At 64.1% G+C, this 20,909-nt stretch carries 24 protein-coding genes and 1 pseudogene; 4 read left to right on the top strand and 21 right to left on the bottom strand.

The window, feature by feature from the left end; translation table 11 throughout:
- Positions 1-57: 57 nt before the first annotated feature.
- The 13 genes from QA643_RS05215 to QA643_RS05155 form a co-directional block, all read right to left on the bottom strand.
- Complete coding sequence (locus QA643_RS05215) at positions 58-795, bottom strand: ABC transporter ATP-binding protein (RefSeq protein WP_283032133.1); 738 nt, start codon at positions 793-795, stop codon at positions 58-60.
- Positions 785-1,522: an ABC transporter ATP-binding protein gene (locus QA643_RS05210; protein ID WP_283032132.1), complete on the bottom strand. Its 738-nt coding sequence runs from the start codon at positions 1,520-1,522 to the stop codon at positions 785-787. The genes QA643_RS05215 and QA643_RS05210 overlap by 11 nt, the downstream gene beginning before the upstream one ends.
- Positions 1,519-2,484, bottom strand: coding sequence for a branched-chain amino acid ABC transporter permease (locus QA643_RS05205; protein ID WP_283032131.1), 966 nt, complete (start codon positions 2,482-2,484; stop codon positions 1,519-1,521). Before QA643_RS05205 ends, QA643_RS05210 begins: the two co-directional genes overlap by 4 nt.
- Entirely contained in the window at positions 2,481-3,347 is an 867-nt protein-coding gene (locus QA643_RS05200; RefSeq protein ID WP_283034716.1) for a branched-chain amino acid ABC transporter permease, read from the bottom strand. Before QA643_RS05200 ends, QA643_RS05205 begins: the two co-directional genes overlap by 4 nt.
- A 51-nt stretch (positions 3,348-3,398) precedes the next feature.
- Entirely contained in the window at positions 3,399-4,643 is a 1,245-nt protein-coding gene (locus QA643_RS05195) for an amino acid ABC transporter substrate-binding protein (RefSeq protein ID WP_283032130.1), read from the bottom strand.
- An 84-nt stretch (positions 4,644-4,727) separates the two neighbouring features.
- Entirely contained in the window at positions 4,728-5,663 is a 936-nt protein-coding gene (locus QA643_RS05190) for a dioxygenase (protein ID WP_283032129.1), read from the bottom strand.
- A 234-nt stretch (positions 5,664-5,897) separates the two neighbouring features.
- Positions 5,898-6,236 carry a hypothetical protein gene (locus QA643_RS05185; protein WP_283032128.1) on the bottom strand — a complete coding sequence of 113 codons (339 nt, stop codon included), beginning with the start codon at positions 6,234-6,236 and terminating at the stop codon, positions 5,898-5,900.
- 196 nt (positions 6,237-6,432) lie between these two features.
- Positions 6,433-7,437 carry a WD40 repeat domain-containing protein gene (locus QA643_RS05180; RefSeq protein WP_283032127.1) on the bottom strand — a complete coding sequence of 335 codons (1,005 nt, stop codon included), beginning with the start codon at positions 7,435-7,437 and terminating at the stop codon, positions 6,433-6,435.
- 19 nt (positions 7,438-7,456) lie between these two features.
- The gene (locus QA643_RS05175; RefSeq protein WP_283032126.1) at positions 7,457-8,512 is read right to left on the bottom strand and encodes a GTP-binding protein; all 1,056 of its coding nucleotides are present in this window, start codon (positions 8,510-8,512) and stop codon (positions 7,457-7,459) included.
- Positions 8,513-8,567: 55 nt separating this feature from the next.
- Positions 8,568-9,437 (bottom strand): metal ABC transporter substrate-binding protein, encoded by an 870-nt coding sequence (locus QA643_RS05170; protein ID WP_283032125.1) that lies wholly within the window; start codon positions 9,435-9,437, stop codon positions 8,568-8,570.
- Between the two features lie 2 nt (positions 9,438-9,439).
- Positions 9,440-10,309 (bottom strand): metal ABC transporter permease, encoded by an 870-nt coding sequence (locus tag QA643_RS05165; RefSeq protein ID WP_283032124.1) that lies wholly within the window; start codon positions 10,307-10,309, stop codon positions 9,440-9,442.
- Positions 10,309-11,064, bottom strand: a complete 756-nt coding sequence (locus tag QA643_RS05160) for an ABC transporter ATP-binding protein (RefSeq protein ID WP_283032123.1) — start codon at positions 11,062-11,064, stop codon at positions 10,309-10,311. The genes QA643_RS05165 and QA643_RS05160 overlap by 1 nt, the downstream gene beginning before the upstream one ends.
- A gap of 2 nt (positions 11,065-11,066) precedes the next feature.
- Positions 11,067-11,246 carry a hypothetical protein gene (locus QA643_RS05155; RefSeq protein ID WP_283032122.1) on the bottom strand — a complete coding sequence of 60 codons (180 nt, stop codon included), beginning with the start codon at positions 11,244-11,246 and terminating at the stop codon, positions 11,067-11,069.
- A 110-nt stretch (positions 11,247-11,356) separates the two neighbouring features.
- Here QA643_RS05155 and QA643_RS05150 point away from each other — a divergent pair, with 110 nt between their 5' ends.
- The gene (locus tag QA643_RS05150) at positions 11,357-11,848 is read left to right on the top strand and encodes a hypothetical protein (RefSeq protein ID WP_283035113.1); all 492 of its coding nucleotides are present in this window, start codon (positions 11,357-11,359) and stop codon (positions 11,846-11,848) included.
- A 180-nt stretch (positions 11,849-12,028) separates the two neighbouring features.
- Here QA643_RS05150 and QA643_RS05145 read toward each other — a convergent pair.
- The 6 genes and pseudogenes from QA643_RS05145 to QA643_RS05120 all read right to left on the bottom strand — a co-directional run.
- Positions 12,029-12,178 (bottom strand): annotated as a pseudogene (locus QA643_RS05145) (type II toxin-antitoxin system RelE/ParE family toxin); the annotation flags it as partial.
- Positions 12,157-12,384 (bottom strand): hypothetical protein, encoded by a 228-nt coding sequence (locus QA643_RS05140; protein ID WP_283032121.1) that lies wholly within the window; start codon positions 12,382-12,384, stop codon positions 12,157-12,159. The pseudogene QA643_RS05145 and the gene QA643_RS05140, both read right to left, overlap by 22 nt.
- Positions 12,385-12,444: 60 nt before the next feature.
- On the bottom strand, positions 12,445-12,948 hold the full coding sequence (locus QA643_RS05135) for a hypothetical protein (RefSeq protein WP_283032120.1): 504 nt from the start codon (positions 12,946-12,948) through the stop codon (positions 12,445-12,447).
- Positions 12,945-13,538: a permease gene (locus tag QA643_RS05130; RefSeq protein ID WP_283032119.1), complete on the bottom strand. Its 594-nt coding sequence runs from the start codon at positions 13,536-13,538 to the stop codon at positions 12,945-12,947. The genes QA643_RS05135 and QA643_RS05130 overlap by 4 nt, the downstream gene beginning before the upstream one ends.
- A 147-nt stretch (positions 13,539-13,685) precedes the next feature.
- Positions 13,686-14,060: a fluoride efflux transporter CrcB gene (gene crcB / locus QA643_RS05125; protein ID WP_283032118.1), complete on the bottom strand. Its 375-nt coding sequence runs from the start codon at positions 14,058-14,060 to the stop codon at positions 13,686-13,688.
- A 234-nt stretch (positions 14,061-14,294) separates the two neighbouring features.
- Complete coding sequence (locus tag QA643_RS05120; RefSeq protein WP_283032117.1) at positions 14,295-14,897, bottom strand: superoxide dismutase; 603 nt, start codon at positions 14,895-14,897, stop codon at positions 14,295-14,297.
- A gap of 174 nt (positions 14,898-15,071) precedes the next feature.
- Between QA643_RS05120 and QA643_RS05115 the strand changes: the two genes are divergently transcribed.
- The 3 genes from QA643_RS05115 to QA643_RS05105 all read left to right on the top strand — a co-directional run bounded on the left by QA643_RS05115 (position 15,072) and on the right by QA643_RS05105 (position 17,612).
- Positions 15,072-15,611: a GNAT family N-acetyltransferase gene (locus QA643_RS05115; protein ID WP_283032116.1), complete on the top strand. Its 540-nt coding sequence runs from the start codon at positions 15,072-15,074 to the stop codon at positions 15,609-15,611.
- An 86-nt stretch (positions 15,612-15,697) separates the two neighbouring features.
- Positions 15,698-17,080, top strand: coding sequence for an MATE family efflux transporter (locus QA643_RS05110; RefSeq protein ID WP_283032115.1), 1,383 nt, complete (start codon positions 15,698-15,700; stop codon positions 17,078-17,080).
- 88 nt (positions 17,081-17,168) lie between these two features.
- Entirely contained in the window at positions 17,169-17,612 is a 444-nt protein-coding gene (locus tag QA643_RS05105) for a DUF2147 domain-containing protein (protein WP_283032114.1), read from the top strand.
- 167 nt (positions 17,613-17,779) lie between these two features.
- Here QA643_RS05105 and QA643_RS05100 read toward each other — a convergent pair whose 3' ends face one another.
- On the bottom strand, positions 17,780-18,934 hold the full coding sequence (locus tag QA643_RS05100) for a DUF3095 domain-containing protein (protein ID WP_283032113.1): 1,155 nt from the start codon (positions 18,932-18,934) through the stop codon (positions 17,780-17,782).
- Positions 18,935-19,011: 77 nt separating this feature from the next.
- Positions 19,012-20,880, bottom strand: a complete 1,869-nt coding sequence (htpG, locus tag QA643_RS05095; protein WP_283032112.1) for a molecular chaperone HtpG — start codon at positions 20,878-20,880, stop codon at positions 19,012-19,014.
- Positions 20,881-20,909: the final 29 nt, after the last annotated feature.

Genomic DNA, 20,909 nt, shown 5'->3' with positions numbered 1-20,909 from the left:
TGATGGCAGCAAGCGAGGCTGAAGAATCGGCAGAACGTCACGATGCCGTCATAGCCCTCAAACGACGCCGCCGAGATAGAGCCGCTTGACGATGTCGTTGGCCTTGAGCTCGTCGACCGACTGCGCGGATACCGCGATCTCGCCGTGGACGATGATGTAGCCGCGGTCGGCGATCCGGATCGCCTGGTTGAAATTCTGCTCTGCCATCAGCACGGTCAGGCCGACACGCTGCTTGAGCTCGCCGATCTTGGCGATGGTCTGCGACACCAATAGCGGCGAGAGGCCGACCGACGGCTCGTCGATCAGCAGGAGGCGCGGCGAGGACATCAGCGCACGGGCGATCGCCAGCATCTGCTGCTGGCCGCCGGACATGGTGCCGGCGAGCTGGTGGCGCCGCTCCTTCAGCACCGGGAAAGTATCGAAGACGAGCGCGAGGTTGCCGTCGATCGTGGCCCTCGCGGCCTTGCGGAAGGCGCCCAGCATCAGGTTTTCCGTCACCGTCAGCTTGGGAAACAGCCGCCGTCCCTCCGGCACCAGCGCGACGCCGAGATCGACGATCGCCTCGGGCGACAGTTTTGTCAGGTCATGCGCCACGCCGTCGATGATGAGCGAGAGCCGGCCGCTGTCCGGTCGCACCAGGCCCATCACGCATTTCATCAGCGTGCTCTTGCCATTGCCATTGGTGCCGAGCAAAGCAACGGTCTCGCCGGCCTCCACATGCAGCGTGACGCCGCGCAGCGCCTTGACCGCGCCGTAACCCGCATCGAGCTTCTCAATGGCAAGGCTAAGTGCCAAGATAGGCCTCCTGCACCCGCTTGTTGGCCATCACCTCGCTAGGCGCACCGAGCGCGATGATCTTGCCGGCATCGAGGCACATCACCCGTTCCGAGAAGCGCATCACCGCCTGCATGATGTGCTCGATCATGATGATGGTGATGTCTTCTTGGCCGAGGCTGATCAGCAGGTCGAGCACCTCGTCGACCTCTGATGAGGACAGCCCGGCCATCGCCTCGTCCGAGATCAGGAGTTTTGGCCGCACCGCCATGGCGCGGGCGAGCTCCATCTTGCGCAACTCGACCTGGCTCAGCGTGTCGCTGGGCGCATCGGCCTTCGCGGCAAGCCCCATCCGCGTCAGGATCGACATCGCGGCCTCTTCCTCGATCTGGCCCGAACCGACGCCGGCAAAGTCGAGCCCGACCATGAGGTTCTCCAGCACGGTCATGCTCCGGAAGGGACGCGGGATCTGGAAGCTGCGCGCGATGCCGCGGCGTGCGCGCAAATGCGGCGGCAGCTGGGTGACGTCCTCGCCGCAGAACACCACGCTGCCCGTCTGCGGGCGCAGCGCGCCGGAAATGCAGTTGATCAGCGTCGTCTTGCCGGAGCCGTTCGGGCCGATCAGGCCGAAGCGCTCGCCCTTTTTGATGTCGACGCTGATATTGTCGAGCGCGGTGAAGCCGCCGAAGGTTTTTGTCAGCGTCCCGACCTGCAGGAGCGGCGCGTCGGTTGCGGCAGGTGTCGTCATGGTTTGCCTCCCGCGCGCAGGCGATAGCGCGGCCGGAGCAGCCCGATGATGCCCTTGGGCGCGCCGACCACGAACAGCACCAGCATGATGCCGAGCACCAGCACATTGACCTCCGAGGAGATGGTGACGGCAAGAAGCTGCTGGGTCGAGCCGAGCAGGATGGCCCCGAGCACCGGACCGATCCAATGCGCGGTGCCGCCGATCAGCGCCATCGCCAGCGCCGAAACCGAGTAGCTCAGATTGAACGCCGAGGACGGATCAGCGTATTGCAGGTACATCGCGGCCGGCGCGCCGGCGGCGGAAATCAGCCCGCCCGAGATCATGCAGGCGACGAGCTTCAGCTTGAGCGTCGGCACGCCCGTGCATTCGGCGGCGAGTTCATCGTCGCGCAGCGCCTGCAGGCCGCGGCCGATCTTCGAATTCTGGATGTAGCGCGCGATCGCAACGGCTGTCACCGCCAGAACGGCCTGCACGAAGAACAGCATCTTCACATAGCTGTCGAACGGCGCCATCACCGGCGGTCGCTGGATCTGGATGCCGGCCGCGCCGCCGACGAACCGCCAGTTCATCACGACGGTCTCGATGATGATGGCAAGCGCAATCGTCGCGATTGAGAAGAAGATGCCGCGCATCCGCAAGGTCAAAAGGCCGACGCCGAAACCGAGCATCATGCCGACCACCGCGGCGGCGGCGATCTGCACCACCAGCGGCGCGCCGGTCGCCTTGACCAGGGCGACCGCGGTATAGACGCCGACGCCGAAAAAGGCGTTGGTGCCGAAATTGACGTAGCCGGCGTAGCCGCCGAGGATGCTCCAGGCCACCGCGAGCGCGATGAACTGCAGGATGACGTAACCGGCAAAGAACGGATATTCGTTGCGGACTACTTGCGTCATCGCCAGCACGGCGACGAGAAAGACGGCGACGCCGGCCCAGAATGCGATGCTGTGGCGGGGCTTTTTCATCGGCCGAGCAGACCTTGCGGGCGGACGGCGAGCACGGCGAGCAGCATTGCAAACGAGATCGCGGGGGCCCAGGACGCACCGAACATCGTAAGCACGATCGATTCGGCGACGCCGAGGATGACGGCGGCGATCAGCGTGCCGCTGATGCTGCCGAGCCCGGCCATGACGACGACGCAGAAGGTGCGTCCGATATAGGCGCGGTCGAGCGTCGGCTCGACCGGCGCCACGATGATGAGGAGCGCGCCGGCAATGCCAAGCACGGCAGTGGCGATGCCGAAGGCGAACTGCTTGATGCGGACCGGATTGGCGCCCATCAGCCGCAGCGCCTCCTCGTCCTGCGCGACGGCGCGGATCGCGCGGCCCATGAAGGTCTTCGACAGATAGATCGCCAGCAGTGCGGTCAGCGTCAGCGCCACCGCGAACGCGACCAGTTGCCGGATCGGTATCCGGAACTCGCCGAAGCGCCAGGATTTGCCGATATATGTTGCGCTGACCGAGCGCTGGTCGACGCCGAACTGCAGGATGATCAGCACTTCGATGATGAAGGCTATGCCGAAGAAGAACGCGATGCCGCGGACGGCGGCATCGCTGCCACGCCGCTCGAAGGTCTCGTAATAGACGCGGTAGGCGATGAGACCGAACAGGAAGAACAGCGGCGTGATTGCGAGCCCCGCCAGCAGCGGATCGATGTCGTAGCTTTCATTGAGCTGATAGACGCCGTAGGACGCCAGCACCAGGAAGGCCGGGTGAGCGACGTGGGGCACGTCGAGCAGCCCGAACGAGACCGACAGCCCGACGCTGACGGCTGCATAGAAGCAGCCGAGCAGCACCCCGAGCAGCACGGCCCCGAGCAGCAGGTCCATCGAAAACACGTCAGTTCCCCCTTGCGCTCGAAGCCGAAAAAGCCACGAGACCTACTTTCGGGCCGCCTCGAAGGGACTGATGAGTTCACCGGTCTTCAGCTTGTCCGGGAACAGGATCACCTGCTTGCCGGAGGAGCGGAACTGATCGATGTCCTTGTCCTTGACGCCCCGGAACTGCGCTTGCAGCGTCGCGGTTTCCTTGCGCTCGCCGTCCGCAGAAAACGCGATCGGGCCGACGATAGTTTTGTGCTCATTTTCGCGCAGGTATTTGGCGATGCCCTTCTGATCGAGCGACTTGGTGGAATTGACCGCCGCCTCGATCATCTGGCCCATCGCGTAGCCGAACGGCGCCAGATAATATCCGAGCGGATCAACCTTCGCCTCGATGGCGCGCTTGGTATACTTGTCGAAGAAGTCCTTGGTGCCGTCGAAATACATGCTCTTTTCCGGCAGCCAGGTGTTGTAGTTCACCACGCCATTGAGCAGCGAGCCGAGGTTCGACATCACGGCAGCAAATTGCAGGCCGACCATGCCGCCGCCGAAAATCTTGACGTTGTCACTGACGCCGATTTCGTTCACCGCGCGCAGGATGCCGGCCGAATCCGGCGGATAGGACGCGACATAGACGATGTCGGGTTTGGCGGCGTTGAGCGCGCGAATGATGGACGCGAATTCGACGGTGCTCGGCGGATAGACCTGGTCGAAGACAACAGGGATGTTGCGCTGCTTGGCGACGTCGCGCGCAGTCACCGCGAGATTCTGCGCGAACTCCTGGTCCGCCGTGAGCAACGCCATGTTCTTGCCGCCGGCCTTCTGCGCAAGGTCGAGGAACGAGGCCGCCCAGCTGTCCGCCGGCCCCCAGGGCGCATTGTTGAACCACATGTCGTGGCCGACCTTGCTGTTCACCTGGAACGAGAAATTGCCCATCAAGAGCAGGCCGCGCTGCTTGACGAACGGCATGATCGGCGCGGTCGGCACCGTCGCATAGGGCGCGAACAAGAGATCGACCTTGTCGACATCGACCAGCTTGGCGTAGATCGCCGGCGTCTCCGACGCGCTCGACTTGTCGTCATAGACGACGAGCTCGACCTTGCGGCCGAGCAGGCCGCCCTTGGCGTTGATGTCGTCGCGCCAGATCTCGATGCCGAGCAGCGATGCCTTGCCGCCGCCGGCGAGGCCGCCGGTTTGCGGCATCGACATGCCGATCTTGATCGGCGGCTGCTGGGCCAGGGCGTTCGAACCGTGCCCAACCACAGCGACAGCCATCGCGCCGCCCAGGAATGTTCTGCGTTTCATTGCTCCCCCTCATTTTCGTTGTGTCGTTTCGGCTCCCGCCGGATCTTCGTCCAGTCGCCCGCCAATGGTTAGGTCAAGCGAGAACTATCCAGCCCCCACGGTTTCGCTCTTGGCCGCCTGCTTGATAATCGCCGATGGATCAGCGCCAACGCGGCCGCTTACCTTGTCGGCGGCGCTTTCGCGCGACAGCCGCATGTCGAAGCGGATGCTCGGCATGCCCTTGATCGGACAATCCGGATCGTTGGCGACAACATCGACGGCGAGATCGCCCGACGAGCCGAACACGACATCGTCAGCCAGATGCGGATCGTCGCGCAGATAAAGCGCGGTGACCAGTTCGCGATAGCCGGTGGCGCCGACCAGGAAGTGGATGTGCGCCGGCCGCATGCCGTGCCGGGCCTGCGCCTTCACCATGGCGCCGACCGGACCGTCCATCGGGATGGAATAGCCGAGCGGCTTGACGGTCTTCAGGACGTAGACGCCATTGGCGTCGGTCGCGAACACGCCGCGGTAGTCGACCGAAGTGGCGCTGGCCTGAATGTCGTAGAGACCATCGGCACCAGTCTGCCAGATCGAGACCGTGGCATTCGCCACCGGCTTGCCGGCAGCATCGGTGACGCGGCCATACAGCACGCATTCGGTGCCGGGCTTTGGATTCTTGGCGATCGAGCTGCCGGCCGCGAGCGTCGGCGTCGCTTCGCGGTAGAACGGGCCGAGCAGGCTGGTATGGGTCGCCTCCTCCAGCGCGGTCGCATCATGCAGGCCGTTGACCAGCGCCGAGAGGCCGAGCGTATCCGACAGCAAGATGAACTCCTGCCGCTCCGGCGAACACATCTTGCCCGCGGCGGTCATGAATTCGATGCCCTTGATCCATTCTGCGGGCGTCAGATTGACCTCGCGGGCGAAGGCGTGGAGATGCTTGACCGCCGCTGCCATGATCTCCTTCAGGCGCGGGTCCGGCGTCGTCGCCATCTGTTCGAGCACGGCGTCCGTGATCGTCTCAGGCGTTAACTCACGCATGCGTCACTCCCTGGCGTGCCGGCCATTGTTCGACCTGCCGGCTGTTGTTGCCGCAAGCCTAACCGCTTGTTGGGGATCAACACAAGGCGTTCGGGGGCAGCGTCCTGACCGTCTGCTACCAATTGATGCGGACGAACGGGGCGATATGGCCGCAACGGCGCACCATTACGCATGGCCGCGACTTTTCGCGGCCCACGATTTTGCGATTGCACAATCGGCATCGCAAAAGTGGGATCATTTCTCCCGGATCGGCGGCGCGGTCTTCTCCGCCGGTGCGGGCGGCAGCGCGGGCTGAGCGCCCTGTTTCTGCGCGTCCGGATCAGGCCGGGCCGGCTGCGGCGGGGTATCCGAAGGGCGCTGGCCGGTCGTGGGTGGCTCGGGCGGCGGCCCGGACGGTTTGGTTTCCGCGCCGGGCGTCGATTGTGTCGGCGGCGTCGCCTGCGCGATGTGCACGGAATCGCCTGCCATGATTTCGGTCAGCGAAAGCACGGATACGACAAGACCGGCTGCGATCAATGTGGACGCGGCCAGCATATCCCGTCGGTATTGGCGTTGGCGTTCATCGGCAGGCATATCGTTCACCCACGAAATCATTTCGCGGATCAACGGCCGGCCGGACGCATGGTTCCGCGCGGAACCTGCTCAAGCCCCTCATCCTGAGGAGCGGCGTCTTCGCCGCGTCTCGAAGGATGCAGGCCCGTCTGGGCCTCATGGTTCGAGACGGCGCTAACGCGCCTCCTCACCATGAGGGATTCATGACGCCCTATGCCTAGAATTCCATCATCCCGGCGTCGCCATCCTCGGTGCCGAAAGCCAGCAGCGTGCCTTTCGCGTTCCAGCCGAGCGCGGAGACTGGCTCGCTGCCATTGCGGCGCACCAGAATTTCCGCGCCATCCTCATAACGCACGATCAGGATGGTGCCGTCGCTATACCCGGCCGCCATGAACTCCTGCTTCGGATGACAGGCGACTGAGGAGACGCGCGCTTGCAACGGCGCCAGCATCGCGGGCTGCTTACCCATCGGACCATCCTTGCTGTTGAACGGCCAGATGATCACGGTGTCCGCGCCCGAGGTGGCGAGCCCCTTGCCGCCGGCGCTCCACGACATCGAGCGGACGCGGCCGGGATAGCCGCTCATCCGCATGTGTCTGTTGTCGGCGAGCCGCCAGCCGTGCAGCGCCGGCTCATGCATGGCGGTGACGAGGAACTTGTTATCCGGACTGAAGGTCACGGAAAGATGCGAGCCGGCCCATTCCAGGAATTCCGGCTTCGCCGCCATGTTGGGAAACCAAAGCGTCACGCCGTTGTAATGGGCCACTGCGACGCGCAGGCCCTTCGGCGCAAACGCCAGTCCGCCCACGGTCGAAGGCGCATCAAAACTCTTCTCCTCGCCCTTTGCGCTGCGGATGAATGCGGTCTTGCCAGCCGACCATGCCACGGTGCCGTCGGAATGCAGCGCAACGTTGTCGATCCAGCGCCGCTTGGCGTCGGTCGCGAGCACGGACGTTTCGCCCTTGGCATTCAACGCGACGACCTTGCCGTCATCGCCGCCGGTGACTACTCGCTTGCCATCGGACGCCGTACAGAGGATGGCACCGCCATGCACGTCGGTGCGCGAGACTTCGCCATCAACGCCGGCGAGCGCGACCTTCTCCTCCGCGCAGACGAAGGCGGCGACATCGCCGAGAAAGTGCACCGCGGCGACCGGCGCGCCGACCGCGACGGGTTTCACGCGGTCGGTCATAGATGCTATTGAGAGCTGTTCGGAAGACATGAGTTCGATCTTCTTCGCCTCACATAACGATACAGGCTTCAAAACCTTCGCGGATCGTCTTTTCCGGCAACTCGCGGCCGATGAAGACGACACGGCTTTCGCGCGGCTCGCCTTCCTTCCACTTCCGCTGATGATCGCCTTCCAGCATCATGTGCACGCCCTGGAAGACGTAGCGATCGTCGTCGTCGGCGAAAGCGAGGATGCCCTTCGAACGCAGAATCTTTTGGCCCTCTGTGGCGACGAGGTTTTGCAGCCAGGGCATGAAGATTGTGGGATCGAGCGGCTTGTCCGAGCGCAGCGAGAGCGACTGCATGTCCTCGTCGTGATAGTGCTTCAACCCGCCATGGCTGTGGCTGTGATCATGGTGGTGGTCGTGGTCATGATGATGATCATGATCGTGGTGATGATGGTCGTCGCCGGCATCGAGGAATTCCGGCTCGATCTCCAGGATGCGGTCGAGGTCGAACGCGCCGCGCTCCAGTACGTCAGCCAGCGCCACCTTGCAGCGCTCGGTGCGGTGCAGCTTTGCGTAAGGGTTGATGCCGCGGATGCGGGCCTCGACCTCGGCGAGCTCCGGCTTGGAGACGAGATCGGTCTTGTTGAGCACGATGACGTCGGCAAACGCGATCTGGTTCTTGGCTTCCGGCGCATCCTTCAGGCGGTCGCTCAGCCACTTCGCATCGGCCACCGTCACGACGGCGTCGAGCCGCGCGTTCCTCTGCACGTCCTCGTCGACGAAGAAGGTCTGCGCCACGGGGGCCGGATCGGCGAGCCCCGTGGTCTCGACGATGATGGCGTCGAACTTGCCCTTGCGCTTCATCAACCCATCCATGATGCGGACGAGATCGCCGCGTACGGTGCAGCAGACGCAGCCATTGTTCATCTCGAACACTTCCTCATCGGCGCCGATGATGAGGTCGTTGTCGATGCCGATCTCGCCGAATTCATTGACGATGACGGCGTATTTCTTGCCGTGGTTTTCCGACAGGATGCGGTTGAGCAGCGTGGTCTTGCCGGCGCCGAGATAGCCCGTCAGCACGGTCACTGGAATTTTTTGGGACGAAAGTTCAGACATAATCGCTCCGGAGCGGAAAATTTGGGACGCGCCGGCAGGCAGGGAGGCCCCTGCCCTATGGGCTCAGCGCGCCGGTCAGGGCCTTTATATTGTGCCTGACCATCGCAATGTAAGTGGGAGAATCGCCCTTTTCGCCCGTTAGACTGTCCGAATAGAGTGTTCCGCCGATCCTGGCGCCGGTCTCGGCCGAGATCCGGCCCATCAGGCGGGGGTCGGTGATATTTTCGAGGAACACCGCCGGTATTTTGGCCGCCTTGATCTGAGTGATGATTTTGGCGATGTCCCGCGCACTCGGTTCGGATTCGGTGGAGACGCCGAGCGGCGCGATGAACTCGATACCATAACTAGCGGCGAAATAGCCAAAGGCGTTGTGGGTCGAGATCACTTTGCGCCGGCCCTCCGGCAGCTTTGCGATGGCGTCGCGGACCTCGCGGTCGAGCGCATCGAGCTGTTCAATATAGGCCTGCGTATTCTTCATGAACTCCTCGGCAGAGGCTGGATCGGCGGCCGAGAGCGCGAGGCTGATATTGGCGACATAGACCTTCGCATTGGTGACCGACTGCCAGGCATGGGGATCGGCGGCCGACCCCAACCGGAGGGGAGAGATGCCATCGCTCGCGGTGACAATCTTCGCCTTGCTGCCGGCGGATTGCACCAGCCGCGGCAGCCAGCCTTCGAAACCGAGACCGTTGACGAAGATCAGCCTGGCATCGGCGATCTTCTTGGCGTCAGCCGGCGTCGGCGTATAGACATGCGCGTCGCTGTCGGGTCCTACCAGTGTCGTGACGCTGACCCGATCGCCGCCGACATTGCGGACGAAATCGCCGAGGATCGAGAAGCTGGCGACGACGTTGAGCCGCTCTGACCCTCGCGCGGACCCAGTAGCGATGAACATCGCGAGAGCGACGAGCCAAAGCCGGATCATCGCTATGCCTCCAAATGCCGGCCGGGGAACATCTGCCGGATAAGGCCGCTGACGGATCCGAACAGCAGCGACACCACGTAGAGCCCGGCAGCAATCAGGATGATCGCGGGGCCTGAAGGGATCGTGGTCTGGAACGACAGCACCAGCCCGGCATAGCCTGACACGATCGCGCTGGCGACCGCGATGCAGATCATGCCGGTGATGTCGCGCGACCAGAACCGCGCGATGCCGGCGGGGAGGATCATCAGGCCGACGCCGAGCAAGGTGCCGAGCGCGTGAAAGCCGTTGACGAGATTGATCACGACGAGGGCCAGGAATGCCAGATGCGCAGGCGCGCCGGCGCGGCTGACCGTGCGCAGGAATACCGGGTCGACGCATTCGATCACCAGGGGACGGTAGATGATCGCCATCACCAGCAGCGTGATCGTCGCATTGAAGGCGATCACGAGCAGCGTCTGGTCGTCCATGGCCAGAATGTTGCCGAACAGCACGTGCAGAAGATCGATATTGGTGCCCTTGACGGAAACGATGGTGACGCCAAGCGCGAGCGAAACCAAGTAGAAGGTCGCGAGCGAGGCATCCTCCTTCAGCTCGGTATTGCGCGCGACCAGGCCGGCAAGCAGCGCGACCGTGAAGCCCGCGATCAGCCCGCCGGTCGTCATCGCGAACAGATTGAGGCCGGAGACGAGGAAGCCGATCGCCGCGCCCGGCAGGATCGCATGCGCCATGGCGTCGCCGACGAGGCTCATCCGCCGCAGCATCAAGAAAACGCCGATCGGCGCGGCGCCAAGCGCGAGCGCGACCACGGCGGCGAGCGCGCGGCGCATGAACTCGAATTCGGTGAAGGGCGCGATCAGCGCGTCGTACAGCATCAGGCGGCCCGCGACGGCAAATCGTCGGCGCAGGCGGCGGCGCTGTCGTCGAACGCCTCGCACATCCGCAAGGCGACCATCAGGTTTTCGGCGTTAAGCACCTCGGCGGTCGGGCCCCACGCCACCGGCCCGCGCGCGAGCAGCAAGGTTTCGGGAAAATGGTCGCGCACCAGCTCCATGTCGTGCAGCGCCGCCAATACAGTACGGCCCTCGCCGTGCCAGCGCTTCACCAGCGCCAGCAGATCGGCCGAGGTCTTGGTGTCGATGGCGTTGAAGGGTTCATCGAGCACAATCAGGCGCGCATCCTGCAGCAGCACACGCGCAAACAGCATGCGCTGGGTCTGGCCGCCCGACAGTGTGCCGATCGAACGGCTTTCAAACCCGTTGAGGCCGACGGCGGCGAGCGCTCTTGTGATCTTGCCCTGCGCCGGCTTTCCCATGCCGCCGAAAAACCCGATGGATCGCCACAGGCCGGTGCCGACGAAATCGAACACCGAGATCGGAAAGCTGCGGTCGATATCGACGCTCTGCGGCAGATAGGCGATGTCTCTGACATCGAGGCCGCCGAGATCGATCGATCCGGAGAGCGGCTTCAGGATTCCGGCGAGCCCGCGAAACAGCGTCGACTTGCCGGCGCCGTTCGGCCCGATCACCGCCAGCAGCGCGCCAGCGGCCACCTCGCCGGTGAGATGATGCACCGCCGGATGGCGGTCATAGCCCAGCGTGACGTTGTGGAGATTGAGCTGCGCCGCCATGCTCACCTCATCGCGACCAGCACGACGGCCCACAGCGCGGCCGAGACCGCCAGGGCCGCAGCGAGGCGGGCGGCGACCGTCATCCGCAGGATCGACCAGGGCGCCGCCTGCGCCGGATGGGGCGTCGCCGGACCATGGGAATGGGCGTAATGGGCGTGGTCATGGGTATGCAAATGCGGCATGGAAAGACGTTATAATATAACATTACGGGAGTCCATGTGCCGGCAACACCGCGGACCTGGCGCCGGACGGGCTTGAACGCGGCCACCGGATGGGGCGACCAATTAGCGCGATGACCCAAGCGGCCACCCTAACGAACCGTCCTGCCGATCCCGAGCGCAGCTACAGCCTGCGCGCGTGGCTGGTCGATTTTCTGGCCATCGGCATCGGCGCCCTGGCCGTTTACCACTATAGGCCCGACGGCTTTCTCGCCGGCCTCATCGTCTTCGTCGGCGCCTACACGTTCGCGCATTCCCTGCAGGGCCTGAACTGGCAATCGATCCGCGCCATTTCCCAGGCCCTACTGTTCCTGCTCACGCCCGTGCTCCATCTAAGCATGCTGATGATGGCTCCCGTCGGCACCAGTATCCAAGGCCTGGTCGCGACCTTCCTGCTGCCTGGGATCGCGCAAGCCTACTGGCTTTGGGAATTGTGGCCCGCGACGGGTCTGCCGTCCCACCCGCTGGCCGTAATGTGCGCGGCGTGGCTGGCCCTGCTTGCGAGCTGGATTGCGGCGAAGACGATGGTCGGCGGCAGACCTGCGGTCCAACTGAACCCGAACTAGACGAAGTTCATAAATCGACGCTGCTAAAGCGGTCTGCGTGCGGCATGCCTGATCCCGTGGACGACAATGCCGCTTGCATCGGGCCGATAGAAAATCACATACGGATACGGCCTTCGGATACGGCCTTGCCACCGCCTTGCGGATGCCTTCCCTGCGGGTAAGGCGTCCGGAATTCGGATGTTGTGCGAGCAGATCGATCACGGCGTTGAGCCGCCGCTTGACGTTGTCTGCGCCTTGCGGCGAACGTGCGTCAATGTAGTCGAGAATTTCGGCAAGCTGGCGCAGCGCCCGGCGTGTGTAACGGACCTTCACAGCCCATGCTTCGCCCATACCGCGCGGACTTCATCATCCGTCGCGAACTCCCCCTGCGCGGCTTCCGCCAGCGAAGCATCGAGGTCGGCGGCCTCCTCCGGCGTCAGTTCATAGGGCGGCTGATCCACGCCCGCGAGCTGCAGCAGAATTCGCGCAAGATCATCCTGCGCCTCCTCGGGCAGGGCGGAGACGGCCTCAACAGCCTGTTCGAACAAGCGGGTCATCCTGTAAACATAGTGATTTCAGCGTCTCATTGGAAGCCTTGTGGCCAGCCGCGCCTGACCTCACGGTTTGCCGATCGCCATCGCGATCGCTGCCGCGAGAAACGGAAACGGCAGCGAGACCGCGGCGCGAAACCAGACGAATTTCGCCGGCATGAACGGGATTTCCCAGAGGATCATGCGCTGGAAGGCGAACAGCGCCCAGGCGACGACATAGGCGATTACCTGCGGCGATCCGCCGCCGACCTTGAGCGCCACCGCGCCGATCGAAAAACCGACCACCGGGCCGCCCGGCGTGGCCGCGCCGGCGATTACTGCGGTCAGGACGCCGAGCCAGCCACTGTCGGGGCCGAGCCAGCCGGTGATCACCTCCGGTGGGATGACGGCGGCGATGTAGCCCGAGCCGATCACACCGAGCGCAATGCGCGGCACGATGTTGATGAAGTCCATCGAGCCTTCGCGCACCGACGACACCAGCACGACGCGGCCGCGCCGCCACGCCATGAATCCGAGGAGTGCGACCGAACCCCACAGCGTGACGTCGATGATCAGGGCCGATGCCGTCATTCGGGCTCGCCCTTCGGGTACATCCGGACAAACACGAGCCGGCCGAGCGCGCCGGCCAGCACCGGGATCGGCAGCGAGATCACGATGCGCCACAGCGTGAAGTCGGTGCCGAGGATCGGCAATTCCCAGGCGACCGCGCGGCCGTAGCCGATCAGCGTCCAGCTCACCACCATGGCGATGGTAGCGCCGAAATCGGCGCCAACGGTCAAAAGCGCCGCCGCCACTGGATAGGCAGTGAAGGGACCACCGGGCAGAATCGCGCCGAATGCCGTGCCGATCAAAAGGCCCTTCAGGCCGGATTCCGGACCGAGCGAGCGCGAGACTTTGTCGTGCGGCAGAATTTCCGCGATGAAGCCGCCAAGCAGGCAGCCAGCGAGCACGCGCGGGATGATTTCACCGAACAGCAGGAGATCATGCGAGAGAATCTTGAGCACGCCGTCGATCCCGTCGCGCCGCCACACCAGCGCGGCGCTGACCACGACAAGCACACCGATGAAGATCATCGACCAGCCGACCGGCTTGCGGGCCCGCCTGGGTTTTGGCTCGGTGTCGTCGGCGGGCGCCGGATCTTTTTGCGGAGGGTCGGACAAGGCGATGGGGTTGCGGGCGATGCGATTGCATCCTGCTTAGTCCGGCCCTTGTGACGAAGCAAACGGAAGCTCGCACGATACCCATGCGCTTGTCAGGCATGCCTATGCGAGGACGTCACGCAGACCCGTGTTCGTACGGGCCGTGGCTCAGGCGAACTGGCGGACCAGCGCGAGGCCGCCGAACAGGCCGGCGATCGAGAGCGCGACGGAGCCGATCACGTAAAGCGCCGCAAGCATCAGCTCGCCGCGCTCGTAGAGCAGCGCCGCATCGAGCGAGTAGGCCGAGAACGTGGTATAGCCGCCGAGGACGCCGGTCATCAGGAAAATCCGCCAAGGCTGCGACGCCTCGCCCTTGAAGGCAAGATAGCCCGCGATCAGCCCCATCACGGTCGAGCCTGTAATATTAATGATGAAAGTGCCCCAGGGAAACCCAGTGCCCATGCAGCGCGCGCAGGTGATGTTGATCAGATGGCGCAGCGACGCGCCGAGGCCGCCCCCGACAAAGACCAGTAGATAGCTCATTGCAGCAGTTTTCCACGTCAGCGAAAGTCACCCGGCAGAGTGCTTGTGCCGTAGGTGGGCGATCTGTGCAAGGAGCGGAGGACACACGTGCCAACGAAAAAGAGCGGTAGCCGCAGCCACCGCCCCTTCTAACTTGCTCAGAGTCATTCCTGGGCGATGCGAAAGCAGCGAACCCGGAGTCTCGAGATTCCGGGTTCGTCGCTTCGCGCCGCCCCGGAATGACGCTGCTAAAACTTAACCGCCGGCCTTGCCGAACAGCTCGTCGACATAGTCCCAGTTGATCAAATGATCGCAGAACGCCTTGAGATAATCGGGACGGCGGTTGCGGTAGTCGATATAGTAGGAGTGCTCCCAGACGTCGCAGCCGAGGATCGGCGTCGCGCCATGGACCAGCGGGCTTTCGCCGTTCGCGGTCTTGGAGATTTCCAGCTTGCCGTTCTTGACCGACAGCCAGCACCAGCCGGAGCCGAACTGGCCGACGCCGGCGGCGGCGAAATCGGCCTTGAATTTTTCGAGACCGCCGAGATCCTCGGTGATCTTCTTTTCCAGACGGCCGGGCAGCTTGCTGCCGCCGCCGTTCGGCTTCATCCAGTTCCAGAAATGCAGATGGTTGTAGTGCTGGCCGGCATTGTTGAACACGGCCGGGTTCTTGCCGAACGAAGCCTTGACGATCTCCTCCAGGGACTTGCCTTCAAATTCAGTCCCCTTGATCGCGTTGTTTCCGTTGGTCACGTAAGCCTGGTGATGCTTGTCGTGGTGATATTCCAGCGTCTCCTTGGACATGTGGGGCGCAAGGGCGTCGTGGGAATAGGGTAGATTGGGCAGCGTGAAGGTCATGGGGTGATGTCCGAACTGATGGGAGAGTAGTCTAACGGGAAACTCTTATAGAAGGTTCCATTGCGCTTAAACACCGCAATTTGGCAAAACGGAGGGGTTCTCAGGTAAGGCTTCTCCGCGTCCAGCGTATGACGGGGGCCCGAACACCGGGATTTGACACAGTGTGGCAGTGAAATGAGCATCGAAATCGACGTTCTGAACGGGGACTCCTCATGGCGACGGGCCGAGCCGCTGATGCAGGCGGTCTGGCCTCGCCATGTCCTGGAGAAATTGCCCTGGGGCCGCGTCAAATGGGCGAACGCGGATCTGCGTGTGCTGATCGACGCGCCGGAGGATTCGCCGACACCCGGGCTTGCCTGCCATGTCGGCGTCTATTTCCGGACCGGCACCTGGGACGGGCGCAAGGTGCAGATCGGCGGCATCGGCGGCGTCTCGACCCGTGAGGATTGCCGCGGCCGCGGCTACGCCACGCTGGCGCTGAACGCCGCCATCAGGATGCTGCGCGATCACGAAGCCGTCAGGTTTGCGATCCTGTTCTGCGAGCCGCACAACGAGGCGTTCTACCAGGCGCGCGGCTGGCACCGTTTTGAGGGCGAAGTCTATGCCGAACAGCCGGAGGGAAGAATTCGCTTCGAAGTCATGGCCCCCTACATATTCGATTTCACGCGCAAGCCGCGCGATGGAATAATCGACCTATGCGGCCTGCCATGGTGACCCCTGCATTCGCCGCAGGTGGCTTGGAGCATAACCGCTAAATAATATGTCATCCATAATCTATTGATTTGGGTCACCGGTGACGCATGACCATTGATGCCCCGATCGACATGCGTCCCGCCGCGGTTCCCTCAGCGCCGACCAGCGCGATCCTCACCTCCCCGATCCTGCCGACGCTGTTGAAACTCGCGCTCCCCAATGCGATCGCCATGGTCGGCACCACGCTGGTGGCGGTCGCCGAGACCTCCTATATCGGCCGGCTCGGCACCGAGCCGCTCGCCGGCGTCGCGCTGGTGTTTCCGTTCGTCATGCTTACCCAGATGATGTCGGCGGGCGCGATGGGCGGCGGCGTTTCCTCCGCCATCAGCCGCGCGCTCGGCGCGGGAAATCGCGACCGCGCAGCGACGCTGGCGTTGCATGCGGCGATGATCGGCGCCTGCGCGGGGCTGTTCTTCACGGTGACGATGCTGGTGTTCGGCCGCGCGTTCTATACGCTGCTTGGCGGACGCGGCGGCGTGCTCGACGAAGCGATGCAATATTCGCACGTGCTGTTCTCCGGTGCGATTTCAATATGGCTGGTCAACACGCTGGCCTCGGTAGTGCGCGGCACCGGCGACATGCGGATTCCTTCGGTGACGCTGATCGGCACGGCACTCGTTCAGGTCGCGGTTGGCGGCGCGCTCGGCCTCGGCCTGCTCGGCCTGCCCCAGCTAGGCATGGGCGGCGTTGCCGCCGGCCAGTTCACGGCCTTCACGCTCGGGGCGATCTTCCTCGCCTGGTATCTGCTCAGCGGCAACAGCCGCCTGACGCTGAACTTCAAGGGCTTCAAGTTCGAGCGTGACCTGTTTTTCGATATCCTCAAGGTCGGCGCGGTGTCCTGTCTGTCGCCGCTGCAGACGGTGCTCACCGTGCTGATCTTCACCAAAATTCTCGCCGGCTATGGCACTGCGACGCTGGCCGGTTACGGCATGGGCTCGCGGCTGGAATTTCTGCTGACGCCGATCGCTTTCGCGTTCGGCGTCGCCTCCGTGCCGATGGTCGGGATGGCGATGGGCGCCGGCCTAGTGACGCGCGCGCGGCAGGTGGCGTGGACCGCGGGCGCTGCGGCCGCCATCACGGTGGGCGCGATCGGACTTATTGTCGCAGTCATGCCCTCGCTCTGGGTCTCGATGTTTACCAGCGATCCCGGCGTCACCACTGCTGCTTCGACCTATCTCGTCTGGGCAGGCCCGGCGTTCGCCTTTTTTGGAATGGGCGCCTGCCTCTATTTCTCGTCGCAAGGCGCGGCAAAGGTCGGCGGTCCCGTGATGGCCGGCACCGCGCGACTATTGATCGTCGGCGGCGGTGGCTGGCTGCTGGCCTCGATCGGCGCACCGGCCTGGACCCTGTTCGCGCTGGTGGGCGGCGCCATGGTCGTTTATGGCCTCGGCACGGCGCTGTCGATTCGCCTCGCAGACTGGGGCAAATAACCCACAGCTCACGCCACACACACGCAATCGTACGTTGCACAAATCTGATTTGTTGCTATGCAAGCCTGCTTTTTTCGGGGAATGATTCATGGCTTGCACAAAAACTCTCGTCATCGCTGTCACCGCGGCATTTCTGGCCGCAACATCCGCTTTCGCGCAAGGTGCCGCCGAGCCGAGCGGAGTCTGGCAGACCCAGGCCGGCGACGCGCGGGTGAAGATCAGCAAGTGCGGCGGCGGCATCTGCGGCGTGATCGTCAGCCTGAAGGAGCCGATCGATCAGGCCACCGGCAAGCCGCAGGTCGATGACAAGAATCCGAATCCTGCGATGAAGAAGCGGCCAATGCTCGGGCTGCCGCTATTCAGCGGCATGCAGCCGGTCGCCGCCAACAAATGGTCGGGCCAGATCTACAACGCCGACGACGGCGGCACCTATGCGAGCAGCATCTCGGTGGCGGGGCCGGATACGCTGCGCGTCGAAGGCTGCGTCGGCGCGCTCTGCGGCGGCGAGACCTGGACGCGCGTGGGAAGGTGAAGCTCACCTTGATGTAAGACCTCATCCTGAGGAGACCGCGCAGCGGTCGTCTCGAAGGATGAATGGCAGCAGCCGGGCCACATGGTTCGAGACGGCGCCAACGGGGCCGCGCTTCGCGCGGACCCCGTTCGCGCCTCTTCACCATGAGGGGTTAACATCGGGACGGCCTACGCCGCCATCTCCTTCAGCGCCGTCGCGGCGGACGCGTATCCCCCGCGGGCGCCGTCGATGAAATGGACGTGATCGCTACGCATCACTGACGGCGTGAAGCAGGTCATCATGGCGGCGTCCTGCCGGTGCAGGCCGTAGCGCACGATTTTCTCCGACGCCGCCGTGGCCAGAAGCGCAGTGAGCGCGCCTTCCAGCTCCGTCGTGCAATCGAGGATCATCCGCAGGCCGTCGTCATATTTGCGGAAGTCGGAATTCTCCACCACCTGCTGCACGTAGTTCTTCGGCACGAAATTGCCGACCTTGATGCCGAAGCGCATCACGACATAGGCCCACAGCGTCACCGCGAGCACCACGGTGCGCCGCTTCAGGAGCGGGCCGCCGCGCGCGGCGCGCGCTTCATACTCGACACCCGCCGGCGGCCAGCGCAGCGGCGGGCCGCCCGCCGGCACCGGCCGCCCGGCATCCGGCGAGTCTTCGACCAGGCTGATGATGTCCTCGATCACCTTGCGGAAGGCACGCGGATCGGCGTCCTTGGTGGGCACCACCAGCACGGAAAGTATGAGCCCGCGCGTTGCGGGCATTTCCTCAAAGCGGCACGAGAGGCCGGAGAGATCCGGCTGTGAGCCCGGCGGCGCCGCCGGCACCGCGAACGCGCCGCGCTTCATCGCGGCATCCGCCCAGCCGAGGCCACCACCGGAAAACATCGCGTAAGACAGATTGGCCGAGGGGCCGAAGCGGGCAACGCGCACGTCCAGGCCCTGTGCGCGGATGTCCTTCACCGGCACCAGCGCCACCCGCATCACCAGATCAAGATCTTGCCGGACCCATGCAGCCGTCGCCGCCAGCGCCTCACGGGCGCGCACCAGATCGGCGGGCGCCACCGCAAAGCTCGCACCATCGCCGCCGAACACGAACGGGAATTCGCGCCCGTCCAGCGCATTGGTGACGGCCGCAATCACGGCAGCGCCAGCCATGTTGACCGCCTTGTAGCGCTGGTTCGCGATCGCCTTGGTCGATTCCACGATGTCGGCGACGCCGACAGTCCAGTCATCCGGCAGCGGCGCATACATCGCCGGATCCATCAGGCTGCCGAAGCCGCGAAAGACCGGGATCGCGCCGTAGAAGATGTCGGTGCCGTCGGGCGTCGTCATAGCGATCTGGGCTACCCCGCTTCGTTGTGGCAGATACGGACGGATTTGGAATCCGGTTCAGCGCGCGGCGAAACGTCCTACCCCTTCGCGAGCCCCCGCAGCACCAGCTGATTGAGCCGGCTGGCAAACGCGGCCGGATCTTCCGGCAATTCGCCGTCGAGGATTTGCGCCTGCTCCAGCAGCAGGAACGACAGGTCCTTTGCCGCGTCCTTGTCGCCGGCAATCGCCGCGACCAGCGGATGGCGCAGATTGATTTCCAGGATCGGCTTGGTGGTCGGGCCCTTGTTCTGCATCGCGAGCAGACGCTCGAGCATGCGGTCCTGTGCGCCGCCGCCGGCGACCAAGCACGAGGCGCTCGAGGTCAGGCGCTGCGAGGCGCGCACGTCGGAGACGCGCTCGCCGAGTGCATCCTTGATCAAGGCGATCGTGGTGGCTTCATCGGCGCCAGGCGCGTCCTTCTTGTCCTCGGCCGTTTCATCCAGCAGCGGGATCAGGCCGAAATCGATGTCGCCCTGACTCAGCGACTTCAGCGGTTTGCCGCCGAAATCAAGCGGTGCCGAGGTCCAGAACGCATCGACCGGATCGGTGAGCAGCAACACCTCGATGCCGCGGGCGGTGGCGGATTCCAATTTCGGATTCGCCTTCAGCCGCTCGATGCTCTCGCCGGTGAGATAGTAGATATCAGTCTGGTTCGGCCTGATGTCGTCGACATATTGCTTGAGCGAGCGATTCTCGCCCTTCGTCGTTGTAAAGTGCGACAGCGCGAGCAGCTTCTCGCGCCGCTCGAAATCCTCCCAGAGGCCTTCCTTGATCACGGCGCCGAACGCGTCCCAGACCTTGGCGAACGCGTCCGGCTCTTTCTCGCCGAGCGTTTCCAGCTCCGAGATCACGCGGCCGGTGACGGCTTTTCGGATTTGCGCGAGCTGCGGATTGTTTTGCAGCATCTCGCGGGAGATATTGAGCGGCAGGTCCTCGCTGTCGATCACGCCGCGGATGAAGCGCAGGTAAGCCGGCAACAGATCGGCGTCGTCGGCAATGAAGACGCGGCGAACATAGAGCTTCACCTTGCCCTTTCGCGCCTGGTCGAACAGGTCGAACGGCTTTGTTGACGGCGCGAACAGCAGCACCGCATAGGACTGCCGGCCCTCGGCGCGGTAATGCAGCGTCATCGCGGGTTCGTCGAACGCGCCGGCGAGCTGCTGGTAGGCCTGCTTGTAGTCTTCCGGCTTGAGCTCGGATTTCGGCCGCTGCCAGAGTGCTGAGGCCGAATTGATCTGGCGCGGCTCGCCTTCCTCCGGCACCAGTTCGATCGGGAATTGGATGTTGTCGGACCAGGCGCGGACGATGCGCTCGATCTCATGGGTCTCGAGATATTTCGCCGCCTCCTTCTTCAGGTGCAGCACGATCTCGGTGCCGCGGGTGACGCGCGTCGCGTCCTCCTCGCTCGCCGGCGCAATTTCAAATCCGCTGCCGCCGGAGGACGACCAGACGAAGGCCTGATCGGAGCCGGCGCGGCGGCTGGTGACCACGATGCGCTCGGCGACCATGAACGCGGCATAGAAGCCGACGCCGAACTGCCCGATCAGGTTGGCACCGTCCTTGGCTTCGGTGAGGCGGGAGAGAAACGACTTGGTGCCGGAGCGCGCGATGGTGCCGAGATTGTCGATCAGCTCCTGGCGGTCCATGCCGATGCCGCTGTCGACGACGGCGAGCGTGTTGGCCTTCTTGTCGGGCACGATGCGGATTTTTGGCGGGGCGCCGTCGGCGATCAATTCCGGCGCCGAGATCGCCTCATAGCGCAGCTTGTCGCAGGCGTCCGACGCGTTCGAAATCAGCTCGCGCAGGAAAATGTCGGTCTCCGAGTAGACCGAATGCACCATCAGGTTCAGAAGCTCGGCAACCTCGGCCTGGAACGGCTGGGATTCAGGGGTGGTGGTCGTGGTCATACGGGTCTCGCAATCAACGCAAGGCAGGG

It is taken from the genome of Bradyrhizobium sp. CB3481 (assembly GCF_029714305.1).
In the GTDB taxonomy this organism is placed as follows: Bacteria; Pseudomonadota; Alphaproteobacteria; order Rhizobiales; family Xanthobacteraceae; genus Bradyrhizobium.
Note: the sequence above shows the minus strand (reverse complement) of the source record. Positions and strands in the feature narration are given on the sequence as shown.

Excerpts from the sequence above, each read along its gene's own strand:
- QA643_RS05210 (WP_283032132.1), bottom strand. The coding sequence starts at position 1,522 with ATGACGACACCTGCCGCAACCGACGCGCCGCTCCTGCAGGTCGGGACG.
- QA643_RS05205 (WP_283032131.1), bottom strand. The coding sequence starts at position 2,484 with ATGAAAAAGCCCCGCCACAGCATCGCATTCTGGGCCGGCGTCGCCGTC.
- QA643_RS05200 (WP_283034716.1), bottom strand. The coding sequence starts at position 3,347 with ATGGACCTGCTGCTCGGGGCCGTGCTGCTCGGGGTGCTGCTCGGCTGC.
- QA643_RS05195 (WP_283032130.1), bottom strand. The coding sequence starts at position 4,643 with ATGAAACGCAGAACATTCCTGGGCGGCGCGATGGCTGTCGCTGTGGTT.
- QA643_RS05190 (WP_283032129.1), bottom strand. The coding sequence starts at position 5,663 with ATGCGTGAGTTAACGCCTGAGACGATCACGGACGCCGTGCTCGAACAG.
- QA643_RS05185 (WP_283032128.1), bottom strand. The coding sequence starts at position 6,236 with ATGCCTGCCGATGAACGCCAACGCCAATACCGACGGGATATGCTGGCC.
- QA643_RS05180 (WP_283032127.1), bottom strand. The coding sequence starts at position 7,437 with ATGTCTTCCGAACAGCTCTCAATAGCATCTATGACCGACCGCGTGAAA.
- QA643_RS05175 (WP_283032126.1), bottom strand. The coding sequence starts at position 8,512 with ATGTCTGAACTTTCGTCCCAAAAAATTCCAGTGACCGTGCTGACGGGC.
- QA643_RS05170 (WP_283032125.1), bottom strand. The coding sequence starts at position 9,437 with ATGATCCGGCTTTGGCTCGTCGCTCTCGCGATGTTCATCGCTACTGGG.
- QA643_RS05165 (WP_283032124.1), bottom strand. The coding sequence starts at position 10,309 with ATGCTGTACGACGCGCTGATCGCGCCCTTCACCGAATTCGAGTTCATG.
- QA643_RS05160 (WP_283032123.1), bottom strand. The coding sequence starts at position 11,064 with ATGGCGGCGCAGCTCAATCTCCACAACGTCACGCTGGGCTATGACCGC.
- QA643_RS05155 (WP_283032122.1), bottom strand. The coding sequence starts at position 11,246 with ATGCCGCATTTGCATACCCATGACCACGCCCATTACGCCCATTCCCAT.
- QA643_RS05150 (WP_283035113.1), top strand. The coding sequence starts at position 11,357 with ATGACCCAAGCGGCCACCCTAACGAACCGTCCTGCCGATCCCGAGCGC.
- QA643_RS05140 (WP_283032121.1), bottom strand. The coding sequence starts at position 12,384 with ATGACCCGCTTGTTCGAACAGGCTGTTGAGGCCGTCTCCGCCCTGCCC.
- QA643_RS05135 (WP_283032120.1), bottom strand. The coding sequence starts at position 12,948 with ATGACGGCATCGGCCCTGATCATCGACGTCACGCTGTGGGGTTCGGTC.
- crcB (WP_283032118.1), bottom strand. The coding sequence starts at position 14,060 with ATGAGCTATCTACTGGTCTTTGTCGGGGGCGGCCTCGGCGCGTCGCTG.
- QA643_RS05120 (WP_283032117.1), bottom strand. The coding sequence starts at position 14,897 with ATGACCTTCACGCTGCCCAATCTACCCTATTCCCACGACGCCCTTGCG.
- QA643_RS05115 (WP_283032116.1), top strand. The coding sequence starts at position 15,072 with ATGAGCATCGAAATCGACGTTCTGAACGGGGACTCCTCATGGCGACGG.
- QA643_RS05110 (WP_283032115.1), top strand. The coding sequence starts at position 15,698 with ATGACCATTGATGCCCCGATCGACATGCGTCCCGCCGCGGTTCCCTCA.
- QA643_RS05105 (WP_283032114.1), top strand. The coding sequence starts at position 17,169 with ATGGCTTGCACAAAAACTCTCGTCATCGCTGTCACCGCGGCATTTCTG.
- QA643_RS05100 (WP_283032113.1), bottom strand. The coding sequence starts at position 18,934 with ATGACGACGCCCGACGGCACCGACATCTTCTACGGCGCGATCCCGGTC.
- htpG (WP_283032112.1), bottom strand. The coding sequence starts at position 20,880 with ATGACCACGACCACCACCCCTGAATCCCAGCCGTTCCAGGCCGAGGTT.